General features: G+C 72.4%; 25 protein-coding genes. 10 read left to right on the forward strand and 15 right to left on the reverse strand.

Translation table 11 applies throughout. The features are described 5' to 3' along the window. Nucleotides 1-117 precede the first annotated feature (117 nt). Complete coding sequence (locus MTF65_RS03705; protein WP_243626739.1) at nt 118-2,097, forward strand: hypothetical protein; 1,980 nt, start codon at nt 118-120, stop codon at nt 2,095-2,097. Here MTF65_RS03705 and MTF65_RS03710 read toward each other — a convergent pair. Next, nucleotides 2,067-2,261, reverse strand: a complete 195-nt coding sequence (locus MTF65_RS03710; protein WP_243626740.1) for a hypothetical protein — start codon at nt 2,259-2,261, stop codon at nt 2,067-2,069. The genes MTF65_RS03705 and MTF65_RS03710 overlap by 31 nt on opposite strands. Here MTF65_RS03710 and MTF65_RS03715 point away from each other — a divergent pair. Then, nucleotides 2,260-2,949: an RraA family protein gene (locus MTF65_RS03715; RefSeq protein WP_243626741.1), complete on the forward strand. Its 690-nt coding sequence runs from the start codon at nt 2,260-2,262 to the stop codon at nt 2,947-2,949. The genes MTF65_RS03710 and MTF65_RS03715 overlap by 2 nt on opposite strands. On the opposite strand, the gene MTF65_RS03720 is transcribed toward MTF65_RS03715, so the two are convergent. The 7 genes from MTF65_RS03720 to MTF65_RS03750 all read right to left on the reverse strand — a co-directional run bounded on the left by MTF65_RS03720 (nt 2,950) and on the right by MTF65_RS03750 (nt 10,432). After that, complete coding sequence (locus MTF65_RS03720) at nt 2,950-3,828, reverse strand: class II glutamine amidotransferase (protein ID WP_243626742.1); 879 nt, start codon at nt 3,826-3,828, stop codon at nt 2,950-2,952. 87 nt (nt 3,829-3,915) lie between these two features. Next, the gene (locus tag MTF65_RS03725) at nt 3,916-4,407 is read right to left on the reverse strand and encodes an ATP-binding protein (protein WP_243626743.1); all 492 of its coding nucleotides are present in this window, start codon (nt 4,405-4,407) and stop codon (nt 3,916-3,918) included. Between the two features lie 19 nt (nt 4,408-4,426). Further along, nucleotides 4,427-4,819, reverse strand: a complete 393-nt coding sequence (locus MTF65_RS03730) for an STAS domain-containing protein (RefSeq protein ID WP_243626744.1) — start codon at nt 4,817-4,819, stop codon at nt 4,427-4,429. 86 nt (nt 4,820-4,905) lie between these two features. Beyond that, on the reverse strand, nt 4,906-6,105 hold the full coding sequence (locus MTF65_RS03735; RefSeq protein ID WP_243626745.1) for a YbdK family carboxylate-amine ligase: 1,200 nt from the start codon (nt 6,103-6,105) through the stop codon (nt 4,906-4,908). Between the two features lie 171 nt (nt 6,106-6,276). Next, nucleotides 6,277-6,933: a response regulator transcription factor gene (locus MTF65_RS03740; RefSeq protein ID WP_308407097.1), complete on the reverse strand. Its 657-nt coding sequence runs from the start codon at nt 6,931-6,933 to the stop codon at nt 6,277-6,279. A 50-nt stretch (nt 6,934-6,983) separates the two neighbouring features. Then, nucleotides 6,984-8,171, reverse strand: coding sequence for a sensor histidine kinase (locus MTF65_RS03745; RefSeq protein ID WP_243626746.1), 1,188 nt, complete (start codon nt 8,169-8,171; stop codon nt 6,984-6,986). A gap of 5 nt (nt 8,172-8,176) precedes the next feature. Next, nucleotides 8,177-10,432 (reverse strand): MMPL family transporter, encoded by a 2,256-nt coding sequence (locus tag MTF65_RS03750; protein ID WP_243626747.1) that lies wholly within the window; start codon nt 10,430-10,432, stop codon nt 8,177-8,179. 223 nt (nt 10,433-10,655) lie between these two features. Here MTF65_RS03750 and MTF65_RS03755 point away from each other — a divergent pair, with 223 nt between their 5' ends. The 3 genes from MTF65_RS03755 to MTF65_RS03765 all read left to right on the forward strand — a co-directional run bounded on the left by MTF65_RS03755 (nt 10,656) and on the right by MTF65_RS03765 (nt 14,462). Then, on the forward strand, nt 10,656-11,354 hold the full coding sequence (locus MTF65_RS03755; RefSeq protein WP_243627300.1) for a L,D-transpeptidase family protein: 699 nt from the start codon (nt 10,656-10,658) through the stop codon (nt 11,352-11,354). A gap of 299 nt (nt 11,355-11,653) precedes the next feature. Continuing rightward, nucleotides 11,654-13,078, forward strand: a complete 1,425-nt coding sequence (locus tag MTF65_RS03760; protein WP_243626748.1) for a N,N-dimethylformamidase beta subunit family domain-containing protein — start codon at nt 11,654-11,656, stop codon at nt 13,076-13,078. Nucleotides 13,079-13,151: 73 nt separating this feature from the next. Then, the gene (locus MTF65_RS03765; RefSeq protein ID WP_243626749.1) at nt 13,152-14,462 is read left to right on the forward strand and encodes an LCP family protein; all 1,311 of its coding nucleotides are present in this window, start codon (nt 13,152-13,154) and stop codon (nt 14,460-14,462) included. Nucleotides 14,463-14,493: 31 nt separating this feature from the next. Here the strand turns inward: MTF65_RS03765 and MTF65_RS03770 are convergent, their stop codons facing one another. The 3 genes from MTF65_RS03770 to MTF65_RS03780 form a co-directional block, all read right to left on the reverse strand. Beyond that, on the reverse strand, nt 14,494-14,991 hold the full coding sequence (locus MTF65_RS03770) for a GNAT family N-acetyltransferase (RefSeq protein WP_243626750.1): 498 nt from the start codon (nt 14,989-14,991) through the stop codon (nt 14,494-14,496). Between the two features lie 71 nt (nt 14,992-15,062). Then, a complete protein-coding gene (locus MTF65_RS03775) occupies nt 15,063-15,500 on the reverse strand; it encodes a VOC family protein (protein WP_243626751.1) in 438 nt (145 codons plus the stop codon). A gap of 54 nt (nt 15,501-15,554) precedes the next feature. Beyond that, complete coding sequence (locus MTF65_RS03780) at nt 15,555-16,901, reverse strand: M64 family metallopeptidase (RefSeq protein WP_243626752.1); 1,347 nt, start codon at nt 16,899-16,901, stop codon at nt 15,555-15,557. Between the two features lie 139 nt (nt 16,902-17,040). On the opposite strand from MTF65_RS03780, the gene MTF65_RS03785 reads away from it, so the two are divergent. After that, nucleotides 17,041-18,393, forward strand: a complete 1,353-nt coding sequence (locus tag MTF65_RS03785) for a helix-turn-helix transcriptional regulator (protein ID WP_243626753.1) — start codon at nt 17,041-17,043, stop codon at nt 18,391-18,393. On the opposite strand, the gene MTF65_RS03790 is transcribed toward MTF65_RS03785, so the two are convergent. Next, a complete protein-coding gene (locus tag MTF65_RS03790) occupies nt 18,390-19,058 on the reverse strand; it encodes a DUF2278 family protein (protein ID WP_243626754.1) in 669 nt (222 codons plus the stop codon). The two genes, MTF65_RS03785 and MTF65_RS03790, sit on opposite strands and share 4 nt — an antisense overlap. A 24-nt stretch (nt 19,059-19,082) precedes the next feature. Continuing rightward, a complete protein-coding gene (locus tag MTF65_RS03795) occupies nt 19,083-20,066 on the reverse strand; it encodes an aldo/keto reductase (protein ID WP_243626755.1) in 984 nt (327 codons plus the stop codon). Between the two features lie 111 nt (nt 20,067-20,177). On the opposite strand from MTF65_RS03795, the gene MTF65_RS03800 reads away from it, so the two are divergent. Together MTF65_RS03800 and MTF65_RS03805 are read left to right on the forward strand one after the other, a co-directional pair. Further along, nucleotides 20,178-20,765 (forward strand): TetR family transcriptional regulator, encoded by a 588-nt coding sequence (locus MTF65_RS03800; protein ID WP_243626756.1) that lies wholly within the window; start codon nt 20,178-20,180, stop codon nt 20,763-20,765. A gap of 215 nt (nt 20,766-20,980) precedes the next feature. Next, on the forward strand, nt 20,981-21,655 hold the full coding sequence (locus MTF65_RS03805; protein WP_243626757.1) for a hypothetical protein: 675 nt from the start codon (nt 20,981-20,983) through the stop codon (nt 21,653-21,655). Between the two features lie 94 nt (nt 21,656-21,749). Here the strand turns inward: MTF65_RS03805 and MTF65_RS03810 are convergent, their stop codons facing one another. Then, nucleotides 21,750-22,496, reverse strand: coding sequence for an SDR family oxidoreductase (locus MTF65_RS03810; RefSeq protein WP_243626758.1), 747 nt, complete (start codon nt 22,494-22,496; stop codon nt 21,750-21,752). A 148-nt stretch (nt 22,497-22,644) separates the two neighbouring features. On the opposite strand from MTF65_RS03810, the gene MTF65_RS03815 reads away from it, so the two are divergent. Further along, the gene (locus MTF65_RS03815; RefSeq protein ID WP_243626759.1) at nt 22,645-23,523 is read left to right on the forward strand and encodes a LysR family transcriptional regulator; all 879 of its coding nucleotides are present in this window, start codon (nt 22,645-22,647) and stop codon (nt 23,521-23,523) included. 2 nt (nt 23,524-23,525) lie between these two features. Here the strand turns inward: MTF65_RS03815 and MTF65_RS03820 are convergent, their stop codons facing one another. After that, nucleotides 23,526-24,650, reverse strand: coding sequence for a S8 family peptidase (locus tag MTF65_RS03820; RefSeq protein WP_243626760.1), 1,125 nt, complete (start codon nt 24,648-24,650; stop codon nt 23,526-23,528). A gap of 215 nt (nt 24,651-24,865) precedes the next feature. On the opposite strand from MTF65_RS03820, the gene MTF65_RS03825 reads away from it, so the two are divergent. Continuing rightward, nucleotides 24,866-25,819: a TauD/TfdA family dioxygenase gene (locus tag MTF65_RS03825; protein WP_243626761.1), complete on the forward strand. Its 954-nt coding sequence runs from the start codon at nt 24,866-24,868 to the stop codon at nt 25,817-25,819. Nucleotides 25,820-25,879: the final 60 nt, after the last annotated feature.

Here is a 25,879-nt window from a genome sequence, read left to right on the forward strand (position 1 = left end):
GAAAAACGTGCCGACTCCGCTCCTCCGAGGCCGGATGTCTGCATGGTGGGTCCAGCTTTCGGCGCCCTGGCACCCTCCCGCCCGCGCGCCCGTCGAGGAGGAAGGGCCCTGTATCCGATGGCGTTCGCGAGGACTCTGCTGCCCGCCCTGCTCTCCTTGGCGCTGACGGGTGGTCCGTCCGCGCTCCCCGAAGCCGAGCAAGCCGAACTGGCCGAACAGGCCGAGCGAGCCGAACGAGCCGCGTCGGCCGCGGCCGCCGTGCCCTACGACGGGCAGGCCGGCCACGAGACCGCGCTGTTCAGCGTGAAGTCCACCGACAACGCGGCGGCCCAGGCGTTCACGGTGGACGGCACCCGGCTCTCCCGGGTGAGCGTCTGGCTGGGCAGTGGGGCCGCGACCGGCACCGTGACCGCCCAGGTCCGCCGGGTCCGCGCGGACGCGGGGTCGGCGATCGCCTCGAAGACCCTGGACCTCGCCGCCCTGGGCGGCGCCGGCGCGGGCTGGGTCGAATTCCCGCTCAGCGCCGCCGTCACCCCGGGCACCACGTACTTCCTGCACGTCCAGGCGACCACCGCGGAGAGCGAACCGATCGCCTGGTACGGCACGGTGCGGTCCGTACCAGGCTCCCTCACCAGCTGGAACTACGACAGGGCGTACTGGGGCGGCTGGCACGCCGACGCCTCCCGGCTGGCCTTCCACGTCAATCCCGCCGGCAGCGAGCGCTGCGGGGAGAGCGAGCCCTGCTACGTACCCGCCGCCGCGCTCGCGGCCCGTACGTCGGGACTGCTGACCAACCGGGTGGGCACCGAGGCCGTCCTGCCCTCCTTCGCCGTGGGCGCCTCCTACGTCGAGGGGAGCAATGTGCTGCGCCTGCCGTCCGGCCGGTGGCGGTACCTGCCCGACGGGGCCTCGGCGTCCGCGGTGGTCGCGGCGGACGACCCGGGCGCCCTGGCGCAGGTCAACGAGAGCCGCGCGTGGCTGGCCGCCGGCAAGGTGCCGGGGGCGACCGCGGCGCAGCGGGCCGCGACGCAGCGCGCCCTGCTGTCGATGCGGGCGCTGCTGAAGCCCAACGGCGCCTTCGCGGCGGGGTGGTCGCCGGCCTGGGAGTACTCCTGGCCCCGGGACGGCGCGTTCGCCGCGGCCGCGTTCGCCGCCACCGGGCACGACGAGGAGGCGTACCGGATCCTGGGCTACGACGCGCGCACCCAGCGGGCGGACGGCACCTGGGAGGCCCGTACCAAGCTGGACGGGAGCGGCCCGCCGGACGCGCGGAAGTGGCAGCTCGACGGCAACGGCTGGGTGCCGTGGGCCACTTGGCAGTGGTATCAGGCGGCGCCGCCCGCCGGGCGGGACGAACGGCTGCGCGCCCTCTACCCCATGGTACGGAACGCGGCCGACTACGCCGCGCGGTCGCTGGGCTCCGACGGACTGCCGCCGGCGTCCCCGGACTACTGGGAGCTGGACACCTCGACCGCCAACATCGGTACCGCGGCTCCCCTGCTGGCCGGGCTCAACGCCTCGGCCGACCTGGCCGCCCGGCTGGGCATGGACGGGGACGCGGAGCGCTGGGCGGACGCGGCCCGGCGGCTGTCCGCCGGTATCACCGCCGCCTTCGCTCCGCTGGGGTACCAGCGGACCGTGGACGGCAAGCACGGCCGGGACACCGCGGTGGCGTTCATGGCGCCCCCGTTCAACGCCTCCCCACCCGGGCTCGGCGAGGCACTGGACTCCACCTACCGGGCGCTGCTGCTGCCCAACGGCGGCGTCTCACCCGGCAACGACCCGGATTTCAGCTGGGGTTCGTACGCCTGGACGGCCAGCACCTCCTTCTTCGCCCTCGCTTGGTCCAGTACGGGCGAGCAGGCGAAGGCGGGCAGGGTGCTGGACTGGGTGCTGTCCAAGCGGAACGGGCTGGGCGAGCTCCCCGAAACGGTGAACGGGGCCGGCTCGCCGTCCTCGGTCGCGCCCCTGGGCTGGACCGGCGCGGTGGTCGTGCTCACCGCGCTGGCACTCCAGGGCACCCCGCAGCCCACCCCGCCGCGGAAAAGCGATTCAACCGGGAATGGTCACCGGGGCTTGAAGGAGCGGATCCGGTAGAACCAGCCGGTGGAACAGTTGTACGCGGTGGGCGCGGGCGGCGCGGCCGGGGCCGCCGACGCGGCGGGGGCGGTGCCGATGGCGGCAACCGTGCCCGTCCGCAGGGCACCATGAGGGAAGTTCTTGATCGAAGCCGTGCCTACGCGAGAAGGGGAGACGGCCATGCCGGCCTTCACCGACCTGTCCACGCCGCTCATGGCCGATGCCTGCGTACGTACCGGTACTCCGCTGCGCGTCGCTCCGCCCGGCATCAGCCCGGTCGTGCCCTGGCAACTGCTCGCCGGGCGCGCGCTTCCGGTGCGCCACTACGGGAGCGTGGACGCGTTCCTGGAGGTGTACGGCCGGGCCGAGCCGGGCGACGTCCTGGTCATTGACAACGGCGGCCGGTCGGACGAGGCGTGCGTGGGTGATCTTGCCGTACTGGAAGCCGAGGCGGCCGGCCTGGCGGGCCTGGTGGTGTGGGGGCTGCACCGCGACACACCGGAGTTGGCCGAGATCCACCTCCCGGTGTTCAGCTACGGCAGCTGTCCCTCCGGTCCGGTGCGGCTGGACGAACGCGAGCCCGAGGCGCTGGTCACCGCCCGGTTCGGGCCGCACCTGGTGGACGGTCAGGACTTCGTCTTCGGCGACGCCGACGGCGTGCTGTTCATCGCCGGCGAACACGTCGAGCACGTGGTGGAGACGGCGCGACGGATCCGGGAGATCGAGCGTGAGCAGGCCCGCAGGATTCGGGCGGGCGAGACCTTGCGCAGCCAGACGGACTTCGATGCCTTCCTGGTGCTGCGCGAGGCCGACCCCTCGTACACCTTCCGCCGGCACCTGCGGCGGAACGGCGGAGCCATCGAGGAGTGATCAACCCCTCCAGGCGCCCGCGGTGACGAGCGGATCACCTGGATGGATTTCCGGGACGAACGGGAAATAGTCCGCCGACGCACCGGAAGGAACGACCGCGTAACTTCCCTCGGGCAGTTCGTTCCACACACCGTGCAGGTCACCGAGGGGCTCGGACACCACCAGCCTGGTCTCGTCGGATGCCTCGCGCAGGAAATCCAGATCCGGATGCAGCTGCCGTACCATCTCGGCTTTACTGCTGTAGAAAAGCGACCGGGACTTTCCCTGGCTCGAATACCGGAAAGCCCACACGCGTTCGCCGTCGCTCACCGCGATCGTCATTTGGAGCGGATTCTCCACCCCGTGCTCCTTGCCGAGCCGCTCCACCAGGCCCGCCATACGGGCCACCGCGCCCGGGACGTCCTGATCGAGGCCGAAGGTGACCGCGAGGTAGAACATCACCTCCGAGTCGGTCGAGCCCTCGATGGACGGGAAGAGGGCGGGATCGACGGCCATGCACAGGTCCCGCTGGAGCCGGGGGAAGTCGGCGATCGCGCCATTGTGCATCCACAGCCAGCGGCCGTGCCGGAACGGGTGGCAATTCGTCTGCTGGATGGCCGACCCCGTGGATGCGCGGACATGGGCGAAGAACAACCGCGAGCGGACGTGTGCCGCCAGCTCCATCAGATTGCGATTGTTCCAGGCGGGACCGATATCACGGAAAACCGCCGGTGTGCCGTCGCCCTCCGTGCTGTACCAGCCGAGGCCGAAGCCGTCTCCGTTGATGGATTCCACGCCCATTCGCGCGCGCAGGCTCTGATTGATCAGCGAGTGCTCCGGGCGGTAGAGAACCGCGTCGAGCAGCATCGGAGAACCGGAGTAAGCGAGCCAGCGACACATGGCCATCATCCTTTCCCAGCCATTTCCGAGCGTAGCGTCGGCGGGTGGGATGCGCGCCACAGCCGGTGCTGCCGGCGGCGCCCGACGTCAGTGCCTCCGGGCCGCCGACGGCACCGGCGGCGCCACCTCGATCCAGACGGACTTGCCGCTCTCCCGGAGCGTCACTCCCCAGCGCCGGGCAAGCCGGTTCAGCACGATCAGCCCGTGGCCGCCCGGCAGCTCCGCCGAGCCCGTCGTCCTGGGTCTCGGGAGCTCCGTGCTCCTGTCGCTGACCTCTATGCGCAGGTCCCCGGCACGGCCCGGGACCCGCGCGTCCGCCGGGCCGAGCCGGACCACCAGTTCCGTAGGCCCGCCCGCGTGCAGGCTGGCATTGGTCACCGCCTCCGACACGAGCAGCAGGACGTCCTCCACCGCCGTGTCCCGTTCCTCGTCGGTGAGCCCGGTCCTGTCCGACGGGCCGGGCCATGCCCAGTCCTCCAGGGCCTTGCGGCAGAAGGCGCGGCAGCGCCCGACCACCGAGGTGGTGTCGTACAGGCCGAGCCGTCTCGTCTGGCCCCCCGGGAGCATCCGCTCGCTCATGCTCCGCTCCGAAACGCTCTCACGGGCGCTCCTGTTCCTCGCTCAGCGCGTCCTGCAACCCGGTGTGTACGGTGAACACGGCCTTCGCTCCGGTGATGTCGAACATGCGGGCCACCATCGGCGGCAGCGCGGCGAGCTCCAGGGAACTGCCCGCCTGGCACGCGTCCAGCCGCCCCTTCAACAGGATGTTGAGCCCGGTCGAATCGCAGAACGTCAGGCGCCCGCAGTCCACCACGATCCGCTCGGCGCCCTGCTCCAGGGACGTCGCGAGCGCCTCGCGCAGCGGCTCGGGGTTGTCGTGGTCCAGCTCCCCGGCCAGGACGACCACCGCCGTACGGCCGCTCCATCGCATGTCCGCGGTGAATCGCGGACCGGCGCCGCCGTCTGCCGTCCCGTACGCATCCACTGCCATCCGGCACCCCGGTTCCGTTCAGGCGGGCATGACGCCCCGCAGCGAAGATTACGCCGCTCCAGCCGGCCTCGCCGTCCGGCCGTGGGTCAGGGGCACGCGGTGCGGGCCAGGTGGTCGACCACGTCGCGGAGCCGTCGGCGGTGCTCGTGGGCGGCGCGCTGGCGGACGGCTCCCGTGCCCCGGGTCCGGAGCCGGCCGAGGAGTGTTTCGGCGAGGTGCATGTCTCCTGCCGCTTCCAGACCCGGCGCGGCGAGGGCGAGGAGATCGTCGATGCGCCGCCAAGGGGAGACGGAGAGCCCGCTGACCGGGTCGAGGCCGTCGCCCTCCAGGCCGTGGACGGCGGAGCGCCGGTGGGCCTCTCGCAAGGCACTGTCGGTGACTGCGGGCGGCGGGCGCCCGTCAGCGACGTCGACGAGGAGCGCGGAGGCCAGCCCTCGTGCCAGCGCCGCGAGGAGGACGACGACATCGAGCTCGGCGTTGACATCGGCGACGCGGATCTCCAGCGTCGGCACGTGCTCGGAGGGCCGGGCGTACCAGTAGATCATCCCCCGGTCCAGGAGGGTTCCGTCCTGGACGAGTGCCGTGGCGAGGCGCTCGTAGCCCGGCTCGTCCAGCAGCGGCGCGGGTCCCACGGTGGGCCAGCGGGCGTGTTCGACGGCACGCCAGCTCGCGTACCCGGTGTCCCGCCCGTGGGCGAACGGGGAGTTCACGGCGAGGCTCTGCAGTACCGGCAGCCAGGGCCGCATCCCGTTGCTCAGTCCCAGCGCCTGCCACCGGTGCAGCGAGCCGATGTGGACGTGACAGCCGCACACCACGTTGTCTTCGTACGGCCCGACGGTGCCGGCGTAGCGCGCGGCCATTTTCAGGTATCGCTCGCCCGGCGTCACTTCGAGCGGGTCCGCGGGCGGCAGCGGTGACGTCCCGGAAGCCACGATCAGGCAGTCCTCCTCGGCCGCCGCCGCCGCCGCCGTGGCGCGGAGCTGTGCCAGTTCCGCCCTCAGCCTGCTGGTGCTCGCCGTGGGGTCGGTGCAGACCTCGACCTGCGCGGTGAAGAATTCTGCCTGCGGGCGACAGCCCGCCGCCTCCATCGCCCTGATCACGCGTGGCCCACGGCCCACCGGTGCCCGGCTGTGCCGGTCGACCAGGAGGTACTCCTCCTCCACGCCCATGGTCAGCGTCTGCCCGCCGGATTCGACTGCCTCCGGGGCGGCGGCCCGGGCGTGCCTCCGCGCCTCCTCATGACCCTTCTCGCGGCCCATCCTCGAAGCGGACACGACCAACGCCATGGCAGACCCCTTCCTACGAGCGCCACAGGCCCTGACAGGATGCGCGCGCCACCCTACGGAGGCTCGGCTACCCCGAGACGGCCGCCTCACTCCCCGCTCGGGGCGCGATGTCCGGCATGCTCCCGGGCCGGGCCGGGGGGGATCCGGCCGAGAAGATCACCCGGGCACTCTTCAGTGTCGCAGGCCCCGCAGAAGGCCGCGCTCCAGAGCCACGACCACCGCGTGGGTGCGGTCGCTGACGTCGAGCTTGGCGAAGACCCGCAGCAGGTGGGTCTTGACCGTGGCCTCCGCGATCACCAGCCGGCGGCCGATCTCGACGTTGGACAGTCCGTCGGCGACCGCGTTCAGCACGTCGATCTCCCGTGCGGTCAGGGCCGGCGGCGCGGGTCGGCGCATCTTGGCCACCAGCCGTTGCGCGACACGTGGCGCCAGTACGGTCTCGCCGCGCGCGGCGGAGTGGATGGCCTCGACGAGCTGCTCGCGGGTGGTGTCCTTGAGCAGATAACCGATCGCGCCCGCCTCGACCGCGCGCTCGATCTCCTCGTCGGTGTCGTACGTGGTGAGGATCAGGACCCGGGTGCGGGGCCGGCCGGCGAGGATTTCGGCGGTGGCGCTCGCGCCGTCCAGGACGGGCATCCGCAGGTCGATCAGCGCGACGTCCGGCTCCAGCCGCTCGACCAGGCCGATCGCCTCCCGGCCGTCGCCCGCCTCGCCGACGATCTCGATCGTGGGCTCGGCGGCCAGCAGGGCCACGACCCCGGCCCGCATCACCGTGTGGTCGTCGACCACGACGATCCGTAGGGGATTCTCCCGCGTCACTCGCGTCACTCGCGCCTCTTGGGTCTCTCGTAGCTCTCGGGTCTCTCGGGTCTCTCGGGTCATGTCAGTCCTGAACCGTCGGCGGGGATCATGGCGAGGATGCGCGTGCCGTCGCCGACCGAACTCGTGACGCTCAGTTCGCCGCCCAGTTCGGCCAGGCGCTCACGCATCCCGTTGAGGCCGAAGCCGCGGGAGTCCGCCACCACGAAGCCCCGGCCGTCGTCGCTGATCTCCAGTTCCACCCCGTACGGGTGGGCGGCCAGGACCACCTCCACGGTGGTGGCGGCCGCGTGCTTGCGTATGTTGGCGAGCGATTCCTGGGTGCAGCGCAGCAGGGCGATCCGGGTCGGCTGGTCACAGGCGACGTCGGGCAGCTCCGCGGTGACGGCGAGCCCGGTGTCCTCGGCGAACCGGTCCAGGGTCCGGCGCAGGGTGGTGGCGACCGAGCCGGGAGCCAGGCCGCTGCGGGGCGCGGAGCCGACCAGCACCCGCGCCTCGGTGAAGTTCTCCCGCGCGGTGTTCTCGATGGACAGCAGCTGCTGCGCGGCCCGGCCGGGGTCGGTGGCCAACGCGCCGCGGGCCGCCTCGGCCAGCACGATGATGGACGCGAATCCCTGCGCCAGCGTGTCGTGGATCTCCCGGGCGAGCCGCTCCCGTTCCTCCGCCGCACCCTGGACCCGGTGCGCCTCCGCCAGCCGCTCCTGGGCGTCCGTCAGTTCCGCACGCAGCTGGGCGCGTTCGTCCCGCAGCTCCAGCGCCCGGGGCGTCATCAGCGCGAGCAGCACCCCCACCGCCCATACGGCGAGAGAGGAGACGGTGTTGGTCGCGAGGACGCCGAGGCCCCAGCCCTCGCGCAGGGTGCCGCCGATGGTGATCGCCGCCGCGCCCAGGCCGCCGGCGGCGATCGCGGGGCGCAGGCTGTTGGCGAAGACCACGAACTGCGGGAGCGCCAGGGTGTACAGGACCCCGAAGCCGTCCCTGAGCCAGGCCAGTCCGCCCAGGCACAGGACCAGGAGGGCCAGGTAGGCGTAGGCGCCGCGCACCGGATTGCCCGGCCGGGTGCGCACGGCGGCGGCGCAGAGTCCGAGTACGGACAGCAGCGCGAGCGACCCCCACTTCTGCGGGGCCGGGGCGTCCCCGAGGACGGTGAGCAGGGCCAACAGGCCGACGACGGCCCACGACGCCCGCTCCCACCAGTGGAGCAGCCAGATCCAGAACGGGTCGCCGCGCTGTGGTCGCTGAAGCATGATCATCAGCCTACGTTTTCGACCGGCCTTTCGGTCCCGGCTTTCCGCATGCCCGTCAGGTCGGTGTTGCCGGCGGCTGCGGGGACGGGTCCCCGGCCGGACCCCCAGGCGCGTTCGCCGAGGAGCAGCAGTGCCGAAGGCAGCACCATCAGCCGGATCACGACGGCGTCCAGCAGGACCGCCACCGCCAGGCAGAAGCCCATCTGCTTCATCTCGGTCAGGTGCAGGGCGACGAATGCTCCGAAGACCGTCACCATCACGATCGCCGCGCTCGTGACCACCTTGGCCGACCGGCCGATGCCGTGCAGGACGGCTTCCCGGGCGGACATCCCGCTCTCCCGCGCTTCCTTGATCCGGCTGAGCACGAAGACCTGGTAGTCCATCGACAGGCCGAAGAGGATCACGAAGAGGAACAGCGGGACCCGGGAGGCGATCGCCCCGAGGGAGTCGAAGCGCAGCAGCCCCTCGGCCCAGGTGCCTTGGAAGACCAGGACGAGGGCGCCCAGCGCGGCCCCGGCGGACAGCAGGTTGAGTACCACCCCGAGCAGGGCGAGCACCGTCGAGCGGAACGCCCACAGGGTCATGAGGAAGGTGGCCAGCAGCAGGGCGGCGATGACCAGGGGCAGTTTGCGGCTCTCGTGGTCCACGTAGTCCGTCCCCCGTGCCACGTCACCGGTCACCGCCGTCTCCACCCCGGCCAGTGAGCCGACCGTGGCGGGCAGGTGATCCCGGCGGAGGTGTTCCAGCGAGGCCCGGCCCCGCGCGGAGCTCGCCGCGTACGGGACGGCCAGCCGCAGGACGTGGATCCGGCCGTCCGCGGAGGTACGTATCTCCGGTTCGCCGTCGCGGACGAACAGCGGGTCGGCCTGGGCGCGCCGCCCGAGGTCGGCCAGGGCCTGGCGGACCTGCGGCGAGCGTTCGGGGGTGGCCCGGGCGACCACGCGGTGTTCGGTGGTGAGTTCGGGGAAGGCCTCGTTCAGCCGGTCGTACACCCGGACCGCCGGGATGTCGCGGGAGAAGGTGTCCCGGCCCGGATCGACCAGCTTCATGCCGAGCGTCGGCGCGGCCAGCCCCAGCAGGGCGAGGACGGCCAGGCAGAGCGTGGCCACGGGGTGCTTGCGGGCCGGGTCCAGCAGGGCCTGCGAGATCCGGCCGGTGTCCTCGGCGCCCTCGGCGCCCTCCTGGTCGCGGTCGCGGCGGACCCGTCGGCCGAACCGGGGCCGCCGGCCGGACCGGCGTTCGTCGCGCCGCTCGGTACGCCGACCGATCGTGACCAGCAGGGCGGGGAGGACCGTGAGCGAGCCTGCCACGGCGACGGCCACGACCAGGATCGTGCCGGTGGCCAGCGAGGAGAAGATCACGTCGGAGACGAGGTACAGGGTGGCGGTCGAGACGATCACGGCGAGGCCGGATACGGCGATGGCCCGCCCCGCGGTCGCGGCGGCCATTTCGACGAGGGCTTCCGAGCTGATCCGCCCCCGGGCACGGGCCCGTTCCTCCCGCTCCCGCTTCAGGTAGAAGAGCGAGTAGTCGACGCCGACGGCCAGTCCGATGAGCAGGATCATGTTGGTCCCCACGCCCGCGTCGGGCAGCAGGTGGGAGGCCAGCATCGAGAGCCCCAGGGCCGCGGCGATCGAGGAGAGCGCGAGCAGCAGCGGTACGCCGGCCATGACCACCGAGCCGAAGACCACCAGCAGGGTGACGAGCGTGACGGGCAGGGTGAGCCGTTCGGAGAGCGCCAGGTCCTCGCCGCGCTGCTCGTTGACTCCCTTACTGATCGCGGGGGATCCGGTCTCCTCCACGACCAGAGCCGGGTGGGCGGCCCGCACCCGGTCCGTCTCCTCCAGCAGGGGGCCCACGTTCTTCCTGCCGTCCAGCTCCGGGCCCTTGAGGACCACGGAGACCATCAGGACCTTGCCGTCCCGCGAGCGGACGGGGGGCGCCACGCTGTCGACCTGGGCCAGCCGGCGCATCCGCGCGGAGAGGTCCTGGGCCGCCGCGTGGGCTTCGGCCGCGGCGGGGGCGCCCGTACGGTCGGACAGTAAGACGTATTCGGTGGGCCTGCGCTCCAGGCCGCCGTCCGCCGCGATGGCTTCGGCGCGTCCCGCTTCGCCGACGCGGAAGTCCTCCACGGTGGCCTGGCGGGTGCCGGCGGCGATTCCGCCGCCGAGGCACAGGACGACGAACACCAGCCAGATCGTGATCGCGCGCCACGGGTGCCGGGCGCTCCATCGGGCCATGAGTACGGGGAGTTGTTTCATGCCTGTGATCCTGGTCGGCGGGGGGTGCCGCCCGACACGCCCTGCCGGTGGAACCCGGAGTCCACCGGTCGGTGGACAGAGCGGGCGGACTTCAATGCCTTCAATGCCCCTACGGCATTGGTACGAGGGGATTTACGGAGGTCCGGCTCCAACTCGCCCCGGTCTTCGGCACGTTCCGGGTCCCGACAGGGAAGAACTGACTCGGGAGGCCGACGTGAATTCCATGCGGATACGTACGAGGCGACGGGCAGCGGCAGTGGTCGGCGGGGCGGTGGCGCTGGCGGCGCCGCTGGTGGTCGCCGGGGGCGGGGCGGCACAGGCCGCTTCCTGCAACGTGACCACCGGGCCGTATCAGCGGCAGGTCGAGCGGTTTCTGGGACGGCCCGTCGACGGGTGGCAGTCGGCGGCCGACTGCGGCGCCATCAGGGCGTTCCAGGCGACCCACGGCATCACCCCGACGGCGGGGTACGCGGGCCCGCTCACCTGGCGCACGATGAACACGATGCTGGAGCAGCGGGCGGCCGGCAGCACCCCCAACCGGCAGGGGAAATGCCCCACCCACCTCGGGCGGATCGCCTGCGTGGACCTGACCCGCCAGCTCAGCTGGGTCCAGGACGGCGGGAAGCTCGTCTACGGTCCGGTCCCGGTGCGCACCGGCAAGGACGGCACCGAGACCCGCACCGGCCTGAAGAAGATCTACTACCGCAGCATCAACCACTGGTCGACGATCTACCACGTCCGTATGCCGTATTCCCAGTTCTTCGACGGCGGCATCGCCTTCCACTCGGTCGACAAGAGCGTGTGGAACCCGCCCGGTTCCGGCGGCTGTGTCAACATGCGGTCCGCCGACGCCAAGGCGTACTGGAACCTGCTCAAGAACGGTGAGGACGTGTACGTCTACGGTCGCAAGCCCGGCACGTAGCCGAGGCGTCGGCCACGCCGGGCGCGCCGGCCTGCGGGGACGGCCGGGGCCGATGGGTTAGAACGGAAACCCATGGATCCGGTTCGGCCGAGGGTGACGTGATGGCGCACGGAATGGAACAGGGAGTTCCGGGTGAGGCCGGGGCGCACCGCGGCGGACCGGGGCGCAGGCGCGTTCTGGGGCTCGCCGCCGCCGTCGCGGCCTCGCAGGCGGGGATCGGTACTGCTGCTTCGGCGGCACAGCCGCGAGAGGCTCGGGAGGATCGGCGCGGGAGTGTGCCGCCGGGGTGCGGGCTCGATGTGCGTGCCGAGAACGCCCTCCCGGGGTCTCCCGACTGGCGGATCACCCACGCCGGCCCGGCGCGGGCCATCGAGGGGTTCGCCGACCGGCCCAGCGTGCGCGCGGGTGAGGTGCTGGCGCTGCGGGTCTCGACGACGTCCGCCTCCTACACCGTCTCGGCGTACAGGATGGGCTGGTACGGCGGAGCCAGGGCACGCCTCGTCTGGCGCTCGCGTGCCCTGCCGGGCCTGCGCCAGGCTCCCGCCCGGCTCGAACCCGGTACGCGGATGGCGTGGGCGCAATGGCGGCGGACGGCGGAGGTGGACACGTCCGGCTGGCCGGAGGGCAGCTATCTGCTGCGCCTGGACGCCCAGGACGGGCGGGCGCAGCGCTTCGTACCCGTCACCGTCCGCAGCCCGTCCGCCACCGGCCGGACGGTCGTGGTGAATTCGGTCGCCACCTGGCAGGCGTACAACCGCTGGGGCGGTACCGATCTGTACAAGGGCACCAACGGCAAGAAGGCCTCGCGCGCCCTCCAGGTCACCTTCGACCGTCCGTACGGCGGCGGGCAGGGCGCCGGCCAGTTCCTCGTCTACGAAGCCCCTGTGATCGCGTTGGCGGAGCGGATGGGGCTCCCGCTGGCCTATGCCACGGGGGTGGATGTGGCCGGTGATCCGGCGCTGCTGTGCGGGGCGGCGGCGATGGTCTCGCTGGGGCACGACGAGTACTGGAGCCCCGAGCAGCGGCGCCATGTGGGCGCGGCGCGCGACGCGGGGACGAACCTGGCCGTGCTCGGCGCCAACTGCTGCTACCGGCGCGTCCGCTTCGAGCCGTCCGCCGTGGGCCCGGACCGGATCGTGGTCTGCTACAAGGAGGACTACGCCCAGGATCCGGGCTTTCGGCGCGGCAGTCCCCCGACGAACGACTTCCGGCGCGCGCCGGCGCCCGATCCCGAGAGTTCGCTGCTCGGCGTGATCTACGACGGCTATCCGGTGGACGCGCCGTACGTGGTGTCGAACCCGGACCACTGGCTTCTGACGGGCACGGGGGCACGGCTGGGCGATTCCTTCCCCCACCTGGTGGGCGTGGAGTACGACCGGGTGAACACGGCTCATCCGACCCCGCGGCCGATCGAAATCCTCGCGCACTCGCCGGTGGTCCGCAAAGGCCGCCCCTCTCACGCCGATACGGTCTACTTCTCGTCGGCCGGCGGGGCGGGGGTGTTCTGCACGGGCACGATGCGCTGGGTCGAGGCCCTCGACGCGAGCGGTCCCGGCCGGCCCAAGGTGAATCACGGCCTGGACGACCGGGCCGCGCGGTTCACGCGCACCGTCACCGCGAACGTCCTGGGGGCGTTCGCGCGGGGGCCGGCCGGCCGCGACCGGCCCGCCACCGACAATCTGGCCGCCTACTACGGGGCGCCGGCCACGACTCCGGGCGTGTAGCCCCTCCTTGCGCTCACCCACGCAGTACCTTCTGCTCTTGACTGCGATTTGTCCTGATTAAGGGGGCTTTGTGATGCGCCGTTCCGCCGTGGTTCTCTCTCTTGTGGCCACCCTCGCCTGCGGTTCCTGCCTGGGCGCGGCGCAGGCCCTCTCGTCGGCGGACGGTCCACCGGGGGGCGGCCTCGGCCGCGGCACCAACATCCTGGTCGTCGGTGTCGACAGCCGCACCGGGCTCTCGTCGGCCGAGAAGAACCGGCTGCACGTGGGCGGCAAGGGGTGCAACTGCACCGATGTGATGATGCTCTTGCACTTGTCCGCCGACCAGCGGCGCGCGAGCGTCGTCTCGATCCCGCGCGACTCGTACGTCGAGTACGCCGGGGACGCCAGCCCCGCCCGCGTCGGCAAGATCAACGGAGCGTACGCGGTCGGCGGCGGCCCGCTGGCCGTGCGCACCGTCGAGAAGGCCACCGGGCTGCACATCGACCACTACCTGGAGACCGGTTTCACCGGCTTCGAGCAGGCGGTCGACAACCTCGGGGGCGCCACGGTGTGCACGGACAAGCCCCTCAAGGACGAGAACTCCGGCCTCGACATCACCGCGGGCACGCACCACACCAACGGAAATCAAACGCTGCGCTACGTCCGGGCCCGGCACATCAACCGGCCGGGGGACCTCGGGCGCGTCCGCCGCCAACAGCGCGTGGTGACCGATCTGTTGGCCCGGCTCACCGCCGAGGGCGCCCTGTCCGGGCCGGTGAACACGGCGCGCACGGCCCGCGCCCTGCTGAAGTCCGTGCGCACCGACGAGCGTACCGGCCTGGACGACCTGGTGCGGATCGGCTGGGCACTCGGCCGGCTGTCCTCCGACCGGACCGAGTTCGCCACCGTCCCGATCAGCGTCTTCGACCACCGAGTGCCCGGCGTGGGCTCCACGCTGCTCTGGCACAAGTCCCGTTCCGACGCGCTGTGGAAGGCCCTGGCCGAGGACCGCCCGATCACCGGCGACACCCGCATCCAGCCCGCCCCGGAAACACCGGCCCGCACCAACCCCGCCGGCATCGCCGTCCGCGTGGACGACGCCGCCGTCGCCGCGGCCCTGCGCGGCAACGGCTTCGTCGTCACCGACACCTCGAAGTCCGCCCCGCCCGCGCGGCCCGAGGGCCCGCCGGTCATCAGCCACGCCGCCGGGCGGGAGGACGACGCGGCCACCCTCGCGGCAGCCCTCCCCGGATCCCAACTGCGGGTCGTCCCGGGACACGGCGCCGCCTTCGACGTCGCCGTCGGCACGCGACCCGTCACGGTCAAGAGGGTCACGTACGACCGCAACGTCGCCGAAGGCGCCCCCGTGACCGCCGACCACCTCAGCTGCCCGGGCACGCCCTGACAGCGGGCACACGGCAGGCCCCGGGCAGCGGTCAGCAGGCGCGTTCGTATTCGACCTGGTCGAGCGGGTGGCCGTCGCCGAAGTCGAAGGGACGCGCGGCGCCGGACTCGGTGAAGCCGCTCCTGGCGTAGAAGCGGCGGGAGCGCGGGGTGTCGCGCAAGGTCCACAGGTGCACTCGGGTGTATCCGCCGTCACGCAGGCGGCGCAGCGTCTCGGTCATCAACGCCCCGGCGACGCCGCTGCCCCAGCCGTCGGGGTGGCCGTAGAAGGTGTGGATCTCGGCCAGACCCGGCCGGGTCGCGGAGGGGACGAAGACGGACAGCGCCAGCGGGCGGCCATCGACTGCGGCGAGCAGGATCGTCCCCCGCCCCTCCGCGATCCGCTCGTGCCATCGGGTACGCCGGCTCTGGACGGCCCGCGCGGCGAACTCGGGCTTGAAGAAGGGGGCGTAGGCCGCCTCCCAGGCGGCGGCATGGATCTCACCGAGCGCGTCCCCGTCATCCGGTCCGGCGTGTCGAATCTCGATCATCCGATGACCCTAACGGGAACTCCGCGCGGCCTGCGACGAATTGAGCCGGACGAGGCCCGCAGCCGGCGGCGCTACGACGAGCCGAAGTCCGGGAGGATGAGCGAGCCGTCCTCGGCGAGTGTGAAGCCCGGGTTGTACGCGATCTCCCACACGTGTCCGTCGGGGTCGGCGAAGCAGCCCGCGTAACCGCCGTAGAACGTCGGCGCGGTGGGCCGGGTGACCGTGCCTCCGGCACGCCGCGCCGCCTCGATGAGCTCGTCGGCCTCCGCCTCGGACCGTACGTTGTACGCCAGGGCGATCCCGCCGAAGCCGGCCGCCCCCCGCTCGTCGTCTATGCCGCAGTCGCGCGCCAGCTTCTCGCGGCTCCACAGGACCAGCGCGAGGCAGCCCGCCTGGAAGAACACCGTTTCCTCGACCTCTTGGCCCCGCCAGCCCAGGCTTTCGTAGAACGTGCGCGCACGCACCACGTCCGCGACACCCAGGGTGATCAGGCTGACCCGCTGTTCCATGGCCGCAAGCTACTACAAGCGGCGCCCGGCGGACAGGCGGCGCTACGACACGGACTACAGGCGGACGCTCCAGTCGATCGTGGACCGCAGGCTCCGGGCGATCTTCGGGTCGCGCACCGACGGGGTGCGGTCCTCGGCCGTGACGGTCAGCTTGTGCGTGCGGAGGTCGAGCAGCCACAGCTCCGCCACCCGCACCTCGGTCCGGCCCTCGAACCGCTTCAGCTCCCTGCCGTCCAGGAACCAGCGCACCACGAGCTGCCGTCCGTCGGCGGCGGCCAGCCGGGGTACGGAGACCTGCGCGGTGTGCCACGGCCGCAGGGTCCGGTCGGTCGGGGTGAGTGGCGTGGCGAGCTTCGCGTGGCGGGCGAAGCCCGCGATCATCGCCTCGGTGCCGGGCAGGTTGAAGGGCTTGCCCAGCACCCGCATGATCGAGTTGTCGGTCGGCCGGTACAGCCCGGTCACGTAGTAGCCGCCGCCCTCGTACGCGCCGACCGTGCCCCCGTCGGGCGACTCCTCGCCCAGCCAGCGGTACCACTTGGCCCGCTCGCGGGTCATCCGGTCGGCGGTCAGCGTGGTGCTGTTGGAGTCGGCGGGCTCGGGGCCGGTGTACTTCTCGTAGTCCGGCAGGCCGGGGTAGAAATATTCGTCGGCGAGTTTGCCCAGGGAGTGGCCGGTCTCGTGGATCACGACCTGGCCGGACTTCGCGTTGCCGGCCGAGGCGGTCGAAATGCCCTCGTAACCAAGGGTGGCGCTGGGCTCGTTGTAGCCGGCCCCGCCGTATTTGGCGCTGTTGGCCAGCACGATCACCAGGTCGGCCGCCGGCGCCTTCGCCACGTACGCGTCCACCTTGGGCTGGTCGATACAGAGCAGCCGCTCGATGTCCTCGCACCAGAAGTACGAGCCGAGTGCGGTGTCGCGCACGGCGGCCGGATCGGGGTCGCCGGAGACTCCGGAGTCGTGGGAGACGGCGTCGACCGTCCACACGTTGAAGAGGTTCTGGTACGTCGTGTACGGCTCGACGGCCGCCACCTCGGCCCACTTCTGCCGGGCGTCGGCGTGGAACCGGTCCAGTTCGGCGGCGGTGTAGCCGTCACCGATGACGACGACGTCCAGGCGATCGGCGGTGGAGCCGTTGTCGATCATCTTGGTGACATCGCCGTCGGCCACCCGCTCGGCCTCCGAGAGCCGGGGCGCGGCCTTCGCCCGCCCGGCGGCGGGTACCCGGGTGTAGCCGGATCCGGCGTCATCGCCGTGCTCCGGCCCCGGTATCTCGACCTTCACCCGGGCGCTCGGCGGTGCGGGCGCCGGATCGGCCGCGACGGGCCCGGCGGTCAGGAGTGCGGCGGCCGCGCAGGCCGCCGCGACGGCTCCGCTCAGGGCGCGGCGGATGGTCGGTTCCATGAAGTTGCCCCCTGCGACAGGAAGTTAAGTGGATGTGTAAGCAGGCTGATGCGAGTGCTTAAATTAGATGCCGCGTGGGGCGCACGCAATGGGCAGCTCCCCCTGCATCATGGGGAGTTGGAGCAACGAGGGGGCTTTCATGGACGAACCGGCCGAGATCGGCCGTCGGGTGCAGCGCATGCGTGCCGAACGTGGCCTGACACAACGGCAGTTGGCGGACCCCGCCTACACCCCCGCGTACATCTCCACTCTGGAGTCGGGCAAGGTCCGGCCTTCCGAGACCGCCCTGCGCTTCCTCGCCGAGCGCCTCGGCACCTCGTACGAGGAGCTGGCCACCGGACGCCCCGCCCACCTGGCCACCGAGTTGCGGCTGGGCCTGACCGACGCACAGCGGGCGCTCGCCGTCGGCGCCGCCGACGAGGCCGCCGTCCGCTACCGGCGCCTCCTCACCGACGCGGAACACCTCGGCCTCGCCACGGAACAGGCCGAGTCACTGCTCGGGCTCGGCGACTGCGCCTTGGAGGCGGGCGAACTCTCCGACGCCATAAGGCATTTCGAGGCGGCTGAGCTGCTACTCGGCGACGAGCCGCTCCCCCGCCGGGCCCGCCCGATCCGGGGCCGCGCCGTCGCGCACCTGCTCGCCGGCGAGCTGCGCTACGCCTGTTATCTCCTCGAATCCACCATCGACGAGCTCAACGCCGGTGGACTGGCCGATCCCGAGGCGCTGGTGCTGCTCTACGCCGCCGTCATCGGGCCGTACATGGACATGGGGGCGCACGCCCGGGCCGCCCACGCCGCGGAGCTCGCGCTCGCGCTGGCTCCGCAGGTCAGCGATCCGGCGCTGGTCGCGGGCATGCACCGGCAGGTCGCCCGGACGTTCCTCGCCGAGGGCCGCGCGGCCGATGCCGACGCCTCCCTCGCTAAAGCCCAGGCGGTCTACCGGCAGTTGAGGCAGCGGACCGACCTGGCCCACTGCCACTGGATGCGCGGGTACATCCAGGCCCAGAACGGTGATCTCGCCTCGGCGGAAGGGGAGTTGCGCACCGCCCGGGGCATGCTGGCGGCCAAGCGCGCCGCCCTGTACACCGCTCAGGTGGAGATCGAGCTCGCCGACGTACTGCGCCGGCTGGGGCGGGCCGAGGAGGCGGCCGGCCTCCTGTCGGCGCTGCTGGACCTGGGGGACAGCCACGGCGCCGTGCACGCGGGCGGCGCGCACCGGCTCCTCGGCCTCATCGCCGAGGAGTGTGGGGACGCCGATGCCGCCGAGGAGCACTACGTACAGGCTCTGGCCCTGCTGGAACGCAGCGGAGCCACGGGCGACCTCGCCGATCTGTGCCGGCTGCTGGGTGACCTGCTGCGGCGTACGGGCCGGGTCGAGGCCGCCCTGGACGCGTACCGGACGGGCCTGGGCCATCGCGCGGCGCCCGGCACGACCACCCTGGGGCCCGCACCCGCCGCGCCCGTGTTCCCGCCCCGTTCCACACCGCGCTAAGCGGGAGCGGGAGCAGGAGCGAGCGGGTGGCCTTCGGCGTCCGTCGCCTCCGCCTGGGTGGAGAACTTGGACAGGAACACGTCGTACTGACCGTCGGCCCTGCGGGTCATCGTCGCACCGTCCTGCCAGGTGCCGTTCTCGTCCCACCACTGGCTGCCGTACGGGTCGCCCTGGTTCTGGTGGATGTTGTGCATGCCGAGGCGGCCACGGTCGAACGGCTCGCCGAAGACGAGGATCTGCCTCCCCGGCACGAGGATGGGCTCCAGCGCCTGCGAGGCCTCCAGGTAGGAGCCCGCGATCCACGGGTGCGGGGGGCTCAGCCGGTCGAGGATCCTCCGCAGCCAGGCGACCGCGCATCCGGTCCGGTCCCGCAGGGCCGGGTGGCGCAGGTAGTCGATCGCGCCCGAACCCGACGTACGGGCGAGGTCGTGGTAGCCCGGTGGCAGTGCGGACGCCGGGTCGAGGACGGACGCCGCGAGGGTGAGGACCTTCCACCGCACTCCCGTGGTGGACTGCTTGCTGTCCACGTCGACGGCGCACCGGTAGCGGCCGGCGGGCGCGTCGACCTCCAGGTTGACGTGGAACCAGCGGCCCAGGGTGTCGGGCTGGTCGCGGAAGTGGCGGTGCAGGGTTCCGGACAGCACACCGTAGTCGTCGAGCGGCATACGGTCATCCAACCACGGGCCCGGTCAGCCGTTCAGTGACGCCATCAACTCGGGGGCGTAACGGTCGCCCGAGACCACGCCGTGCGGGGCCACGGCGTCGATGGCGGCCAGGTCCGCGTCGGTGAGCGTCACGGCGGTGGCGGCGATGTTCTCCTCCAGGTAGCGGCGGCGCTTGGTGCCCGGGATCGGCACCGCGCCCTGGCGCAGCGTCCAGGCCAGGGCGAGCTGCGAGGGGGTGACGCCCTTGTCGGCGGCGAGGCGGCGGACCTGCTCGACGACGGCGAGGTTGCGGTCGAAGTTCTCCCCCTGGAAGCGGGGGTCCGTACGCCGGAAGTCGTCCGCCGCGAAGTCGTCCGGGGTGGTGATCGCGCCGGAGAGGAACCCCCGGCCGAGGGGCGAGTAGGCGACGAGTCCGACGCCGAGCTCGCGCAGGGTGTCGAGGACGCCGTCGTACTCGATGCCGCGCTCGAAGAGGCTGTACTCGGTCTGTACAGCGGCGAGCGGGTGGACGGCGTGGGCGCGGGCGATGGTCGCGGGCGCGGCCTCGCACAGGCCGACGTGGCGGACCTTGCCGGCGGCGACGAGCTCGGCCATGGCGCCCATGCTCTCTTCGATGGGCACGTTCGGGTCCACGCGGTGCAGGTAGTACAGGTCGATGTGATCCGTGCCGAGGTGGCGCAGCGAGCGGTCGGCGGAGCGGCGGATGTACTCGGGGGTCGCGTTGTGGCCGCGGAAGGCACCTTCGTCGGTGAACTCGATGCCGGTCTTCGTGGCGATCACGGCCGCTTCGCGGCGGCCGGCCAGGGCCTTGCCGAGGAGCCGCTCGTTGAGGAACGGGCCGTAGCCCTCGGCGGTGTCGAGCAGGGTGACGCCCAGCTCCAGGGCGCGGTCGATGGTGGCGAGCGACTCGGTCTCGTCGGTGGCTCCGTAGTGGGCGCTCATACCCATCAGGCCGAGGCCCTCGGCGCCGACCTTCAGTCCGTGGCCGCCCAGTGCGCGGATCTCCATGGTGCTCTCCTCAAGGTTGATCGGGGGTATGTAACTAACTGGATAGGTCAACCATGCACCCGCCTCGCGTCGATGTCAATAACCAGATAGTTACTTGCTAGGCTGCCGGTCATGGCACGGGATTCCAGCGCAACCAAGGCACGCCTGCTCGACGCGGCGTTCTCCGAGTTCGCGACGTACGGCATCGCCGGCGCGCGGGTCGACCGCATCGCCGAGACCGCGCAGGCGAACAAGCGACTGATCTACGTCTATTTCGGCAACAAGGAACAACTCTTCGACGCCGTGCTCCAGCGCGCACTGGAGACGGGTTCGGAATCCGTGCCGTTCAACGCCGACGACCTGCCGGGCTACGCGGGCGCGATCTTCGACCACCTCGTGGCGCGGCCGGCCCTGATGCGGCTCGTGCTGTGGAAGCAGTTGGAGCGCCCGGGGGCGACGGATGTGGAGGCCGAGTCCTACCGCGCCAAGATCGCGCGGGTGGAGCAGGCGCAGCGGGAGGGCCGCATCGACGCGTCGATGGACCCCGCCGACGTCCTGACGCTGGTGCTGGGACTGTCCCAGGCCTGGTTCGGCGCGATGGCCGGCCCCGCGGCCGGCGACGGAAACACCGGCTGGCCGCCCGAGCGACTGGCCCGCCACCGGGCGGCGGTGGTGGAGTCCGTACGGCGCATGACGACGGTCCCGCGGGACTCGGACTGAGGTCTTCCCACCAGGTCGTGTCCGCAAGTCCTCCCGTACCGAGGGTGAGGCTCCGGGCCGTCCCGGTCCGCGCCGTGCGCACAGCGGCGGGCGAGGCTAGCAGAACCGATTCCGCCGACCCCGGACGGCTGTACGATCGCGCAGGTCAACCTGGTCGATGGTCAACGCGGTCAGCGCGCCGGCACCGGTGCACCGGCATGAGAGGCAGAGCGGGCATGACGATTCACCGACCGGGGCTCCCTGGTGACCTGCCGGCAGCAGAGGTGCTGTGGGCGCGGTGGGCGCTGGTCGCCGCACTGGAGGCGACCACCGAGGCGGAGGGCCACGGAATCCACCGCACCGGCCACTGGATCGACGTAGCCGGGCTCCACCTCGACGACAGCGGCTGCACCTGGTGGACCATGTCCCGGCTGGGCGAGGGCCGTTACGTGCTGTACGGCGAGGACGAGTCGAGCGGCGTCAAGTGGCACGAGCCCGCCATCGACATGTTGGCGCAGGGCCCGGACTGGCTGCCGTACGAGACCCTGCGCGGGCTGCTCGAAGGCTGGGAACTGGGCTGCGTCTACTGGTACGAGAACGGGGCCTGGGCGCGCGCCCCGTACCCCGAGGGCCTGGGGGACGACGGCCTGGACTGCGGCATGAGCCGCTTCGTTGAGCGCGAGGAGGCGCTCACGATGGTCACCGCCGTCGATCACGGTCCCCACCCGGTCGACGACCGCACCGCGGCGGCCCTCCTGGAGGCGGCGGAGAACTACCGGCTGGCCGCCGACACCCTGGAGTCGCTGGTCAGCGACTTCGGCGGCGGCGAGGAGTGCGACCGGGACCTGCCGGCCATGCAACGCGCCCTGCACCTTGCCGGCCTCACGGCGGGCGCCGCCTCCGTCCGCTGATCACCCCTGATCACCGCTGATCACCCGCGAAGGCGCGGTCTCGCGCATCCCTGGCGGCGGCCGAGCCGTGAGGGCCCGTCAGCGCGTCAGCAGATCAGGCGAGTCGGCCGCCGCCGTCGACGTGCAGGACGGTGCCGGTGACGAACCGGGCCCCGGTGGCGTACAGCACCGCCCGCACCAGGTCGTCGGGGGTGCCCGTCCGGCGGGCCGGGTTGCGCGCGGCGACGTGCTCCAGGAAGGAGTCCTTGTCGTCGCCCAGCCCGTCCCAGGCTCCGGAGTCGACGATGCCGGGCGAGACCGCGTTGACGCGCACCGGGGCCAGTTCCACGGCGAGGGCCTCGACGAGGAAGGACAGCGCACCGTTGGTGGTGGCCATCACCACCCGCTCGGGTGCGGGCCGCCAGGCCGCGACTCCGGAGAAGAAGGTGAAGGAGCCGCCGGGGCGCACTTGCCCGGCCAGGTGCTTGGCGAGCAGCAGCGGCCCGATCACCTTGGCATCGAACGCCCGTCGCACGGAGGCGAGTTCCAGCGTGGCCACCGGCCCGTTGGCGGGCATGGCGGCGGTGGAGACCAGGTGGTCGAACGCGCCCACCCCCGCGGCGAGGGTCGCGATGGACTCCTCGTCGCCGAGATCGACGTGGTGGAGGCCGGCGGCGGGACCGGTCAGGGTGGCCGCTGTGGCCTCCAGCTTCGCCATGGAGGGGCCGGCCAGCACCACCTCGGCTCCGGCGGCGGAGGCGGCCCGCGCCAGGTGCCGTCCGATGTGCGAGCCGGCGCCGACGACGATGATCCGCTGTCCGTCGAGATCGAGGCTTTCCTTGGGGATGCTGACCGTACTCATGGTGCATGGTCCTTCAACTCTCGGCCCCCGAAGGGGCTACGGGGTTGCCCGGGCCGGTGCGGTGGCAGCGGCCCGTGGTGAACACCCTGCGCCCCCGGCCGCCCATGCGTCCAAGGCATCCTCTTCATCATCGCGATAACCTGGAGGAATGATCACGCTGCGACAGCTGGAATACCTGACCACCGTCGTGGACAGCGGTTCCTTCACCCGCGCCGCCGAGCTGCTGCACGTCACCCAGCCCGCCCTCTCGAAGCAGATCCAGGCCCTGGAGCGGAGCGCGGGCGGCCCCCTGCTGGAGCGGCTGCCGCGCGCGGTGCGCCTCACCCCGATGGGGCGGGCCATGCTCCCGCACGCCCGGGCCGCGCTCGCCGACGCCGAGCGGGCCGGCGCGGCCGCCCGCCGCGCGGCGGGCCTCGTCGGCGGTGAGATCCAGCTCGCCACCGTCTACTCGATCACCCTGGGCGTGTTGCCGCCCGTCCTGCGGATCTGGCACCGGCGCCATCCTGATGTCCGGGTCAGGCTGGTGGAGTTCGCGCACGCGGACGCGCTGCTCGCCGCGATGGCCGCGGGCCGGGCGGACCTGGCGGTCGGACCGGTGCCGGGCGACTGGTCGGGGCCCGTGCGCACGCTCGGCACCGAGCGGTTCGTGGTGGCCGTCGCCGCCGGCGATCCGGTGGCGGCCGACGGCGACGGGCGGGTGGAACTCGGGGCGCTGGCCGGGCGTGCCTGGGTGCACTTCGCCCCCGGTAACGGCCTCGCCGAGATCCTGGACCAGGCCTGCGAGCGGGCGGGATTCCGGCCGCGTACGGCGGTACGCACCGAACAGACGGCGGCCGCCCCCCTCTTGGCGGCGGCCGGCCTCGGCCCGACCCTGGTCCCCGCCAACCTGGTCCCGGAGGGCTTCGCCGGACACCTGCTCCACCCGGAACCGCATGTCACCAGGGTGCTGGCGGCGTACGCGCGACCGCACCCCGATCCGCTCACGACGGCGTTCCTGGACCTGCTGGCGGAGCACGCACGGCCCTGAGGTCACAGACCTCCGGTGTTCAGGAGCCGGTTGGGGGTCTGGGCCGGGACCCCGGTCAGCACGTCGCGCACGGCCTGTCCCGTGAGCCAGGTGCGGACCTGGGCGGGCGTCGCGGCGGGGTGCGTCGAGAGGTAGAGGGCGACCACGCCCGTCGCGTGCGGGGTGGCCCACGAGGTGGCGCTGGACTCGTCGGTGACGGTGCCTCCGCCGGCCAGCGCGGAGGTGATCTTCTCGCCGGGCGCGTAGAGGTCCACGCACCGTCCGTATCCGGAGCCGTATCCTTCCGAGTCGCTCCAGTGGCGGTCGCCGGCGGTGGAGGCCGCGACGACGATCGCGCCGCGGACGCCTGCCGGGGAGTGGCCGCAGGCGTCGTCGTTGAAGTTCCCCGCCGCGACGACCGCGGGGATCCCCGAGTCGATCAGGCGTCCTACGGCGGCGTCGACGGCGGCGGAGCGGTTCTTGAGGTTGAGGGACATGTTCACCACGGCCGGGCGGCGCGCGTGGGCGGTGACCCACTCCACGGCCTTGACGATGGAGACTTCGGCGGCGGTCGGAGCCGGGAGAGCGCCGGCGCCCGGGGAGACGTCCGTAGTGTGCCCCGCGCTGCCTTCCTCGCACGCGATCCCCTGGACCCGAACGATCTCGGCGCGCGGGGCGACGCCGTACGTCTTGCCGCCGATGATGCCCGCCACGAACGTACCGTGACCCAGTCCGCCGCCGTCGGCGCAGTCACCGGCGTCCGGTGCGCCGATGAAGTCGGCGCCGAGCGTGGCGCGGCCGCCGAACTCCGCGTGTCCGGCCTCCAGCCCTGTGTCGATCACGTACACGTGCACCCCGCTGCCGTCGGCGTGCGAGGTGAACTTCCCGTTCAACGGGCCGGTGCGCTGGTCGAGGCGGTCGAGGTTCCACGGCACCCCCGCCCGGACGATGGGCTCCGGCCCGCCGTGGCCCGTGGTCCCGGAGGGGGAGGGCTTGCCGGACGGGGAGGGCTTGCCGGTGGGGGCCGGGGGCCGTCCGGTCGTCTCGGAGGGCGCCGGCTCCGTCGGCGAGCACGCCGCCAGCCCCAGTACCGCTGCCACCCCTACCGATACCGATACCCACGTCGCATTGCCGCGCCAGCGTCTCATGTCGGCTCCTTTTCGCCTGCGGCTTCCCGCCGCCGATGACGGAGACGAGCCACAGGGCGCGGCGGTTTCCGGACGGGGCCGGTCACCTTGCCGGTCGCGCGCACGGCGCGACGCGGCACGGCGCGACGTGGCGCGGCGGTGACTCGCTTCGTGGCCGTGCGGCGGTCATGCTGGATTCCGCGATGACGGCGTACACGAACGGCGAGGGAGCGCGCATGCCGAAGCGAGGGAGCCGAAGCCCGGTCGAGGTGCGGCCGGTTGCCGGCTACACCGGCGCGGAGATCAGCGGGGTCGATCTGGCGGGACCGCTGGACGACGCGGCCGTGGCGGCGATCCGGTCGGCGCTGCTGCGCTGGAAGGTGGTGTTCTTCCGGGGGCAGCACCTGGATCACGAGGCGCACCTGGCGTTCGCCCGCCGGTTCGGCGAGCCGGTCACGCCCGCCCGGCGGGGCAGCGTCTCGCCGGCGGCCTTCCCGGAGATCGAGACGACCGCCGACCTGCTGGAGCTGGCCGGGCGGTACGGCATGGACCGCGAGGAATGGCTCGGCCGGCGGCGGCACACGCTGCTGCGGGGCTGGCACTGCGACCACAGCACCCGGGTCGACCCGCCGGCCGCGACGATCCTGCGCGCCGAGACCGTGCCCCCGTACGGAGGCGACACCTGCTGGTCGAACCTGGCGGCGGCGTACGCGGGGCTGTCGGCCCCGCTGCGGGCGTTCGTGGACGGGCTGCGCGCCGAGCACCGGCTGGGCGTCGGCTACCAGCCGCGGGCGGGCGAGGACGCGTACGTACGGCACTTGCTGGAGCGTCAGACCGCCTCGCACCACCCGCTGGTGCGGGTCCATCCGGAGTCCGGCGAGCGACTGCTGTTCGTCAACGGGTACTTCGTGGAACAGATCCTGGGCCTGTCGCGCGCGGAGAGCGCGCCGCTGCTGCAGATGCTGCTGGAGCAGGCCGTGCGGCCCGAGTACACCGTCCGCTTCCGGTGGGAGCCGGGTGACGTGGCCTTCTGGGACAACCGGGCCACCATTCACCTGGCCCCGAACGACACGGGTCACCTGGACCATCCGCGGCTGATGCACCGGGTGATGCTGGCCGGTGAGGTCCCGTTGGGCGTGGACGGCAAGCCGTCGGAGCCGGTGACGGGGTCCGAGCCGGGCCGCTGGTGAGCGGGGCTGCCCGCGCGGACCGCGGCCGGACACGCCACCGTGTGGGCGGCGTGCCCGGCC

Source organism: Streptomyces sp. APSN-46.1 (assembly GCF_022815725.1).
Taxonomy (GTDB): domain Bacteria; phylum Actinomycetota; class Actinomycetes; order Streptomycetales; family Streptomycetaceae; genus Streptomyces.

Bases quoted from the DNA above. Each gene is read 5' to 3' on its own strand.
- MTF65_RS03765 (WP_243626749.1), top strand. From the start codon at position 13,152: ATGCGCCGTTCCGCCGTGGTTCTCTCTCTTGTGGCCACCCTCGCCTGC.
- MTF65_RS03735 (WP_243626745.1), bottom strand. From the start codon at position 6,105: ATGGCGTTGGTCGTGTCCGCTTCGAGGATGGGCCGCGAGAAGGGTCAT.
- MTF65_RS03785 (WP_243626753.1), top strand. From the start codon at position 17,041: ATGGACGAACCGGCCGAGATCGGCCGTCGGGTGCAGCGCATGCGTGCC.
- MTF65_RS03745 (WP_243626746.1), bottom strand. From the start codon at position 8,171: ATGCTTCAGCGACCACAGCGCGGCGACCCGTTCTGGATCTGGCTGCTC.
- MTF65_RS03750 (WP_243626747.1), bottom strand. From the start codon at position 10,432: ATGAAACAACTCCCCGTACTCATGGCCCGATGGAGCGCCCGGCACCCG.
- MTF65_RS03770 (WP_243626750.1), bottom strand. From the start codon at position 14,991: ATGATCGAGATTCGACACGCCGGACCGGATGACGGGGACGCGCTCGGT.
- MTF65_RS03715 (WP_243626741.1), top strand. From the start codon at position 2,260: ATGCCGGCCTTCACCGACCTGTCCACGCCGCTCATGGCCGATGCCTGC.
- MTF65_RS03810 (WP_243626758.1), bottom strand. From the start codon at position 22,496: ATGAGTACGGTCAGCATCCCCAAGGAAAGCCTCGATCTCGACGGACAG.
- MTF65_RS03790 (WP_243626754.1), bottom strand. From the start codon at position 19,058: ATGCCGCTCGACGACTACGGTGTGCTGTCCGGAACCCTGCACCGCCAC.
- MTF65_RS03755 (WP_243627300.1), top strand. From the start codon at position 10,656: ATGCGGATACGTACGAGGCGACGGGCAGCGGCAGTGGTCGGCGGGGCG.
- MTF65_RS03800 (WP_243626756.1), top strand. From the start codon at position 20,178: ATGGCACGGGATTCCAGCGCAACCAAGGCACGCCTGCTCGACGCGGCG.
- MTF65_RS03710 (WP_243626740.1), bottom strand. From the start codon at position 2,261: ATGGCCGTCTCCCCTTCTCGCGTAGGCACGGCTTCGATCAAGAACTTC.
- MTF65_RS03720 (WP_243626742.1), bottom strand. From the start codon at position 3,828: ATGTGTCGCTGGCTCGCTTACTCCGGTTCTCCGATGCTGCTCGACGCG.
- MTF65_RS03825 (WP_243626761.1), top strand. From the start codon at position 24,866: ATGCCGAAGCGAGGGAGCCGAAGCCCGGTCGAGGTGCGGCCGGTTGCC.
- MTF65_RS03780 (WP_243626752.1), bottom strand. From the start codon at position 16,901: ATGGAACCGACCATCCGCCGCGCCCTGAGCGGAGCCGTCGCGGCGGCC.
- MTF65_RS03815 (WP_243626759.1), top strand. From the start codon at position 22,645: ATGATCACGCTGCGACAGCTGGAATACCTGACCACCGTCGTGGACAGC.
- MTF65_RS03775 (WP_243626751.1), bottom strand. From the start codon at position 15,500: ATGGAACAGCGGGTCAGCCTGATCACCCTGGGTGTCGCGGACGTGGTG.
- MTF65_RS03730 (WP_243626744.1), bottom strand. From the start codon at position 4,819: ATGGCAGTGGATGCGTACGGGACGGCAGACGGCGGCGCCGGTCCGCGA.
- MTF65_RS03820 (WP_243626760.1), bottom strand. From the start codon at position 24,650: ATGAGACGCTGGCGCGGCAATGCGACGTGGGTATCGGTATCGGTAGGG.
- MTF65_RS03805 (WP_243626757.1), top strand. From the start codon at position 20,981: ATGACGATTCACCGACCGGGGCTCCCTGGTGACCTGCCGGCAGCAGAG.
- MTF65_RS03795 (WP_243626755.1), bottom strand. From the start codon at position 20,066: ATGGAGATCCGCGCACTGGGCGGCCACGGACTGAAGGTCGGCGCCGAG.
- MTF65_RS03705 (WP_243626739.1), top strand. From the start codon at position 118: ATGGCGTTCGCGAGGACTCTGCTGCCCGCCCTGCTCTCCTTGGCGCTG.
- MTF65_RS03725 (WP_243626743.1), bottom strand. From the start codon at position 4,407: ATGAGCGAGCGGATGCTCCCGGGGGGCCAGACGAGACGGCTCGGCCTG.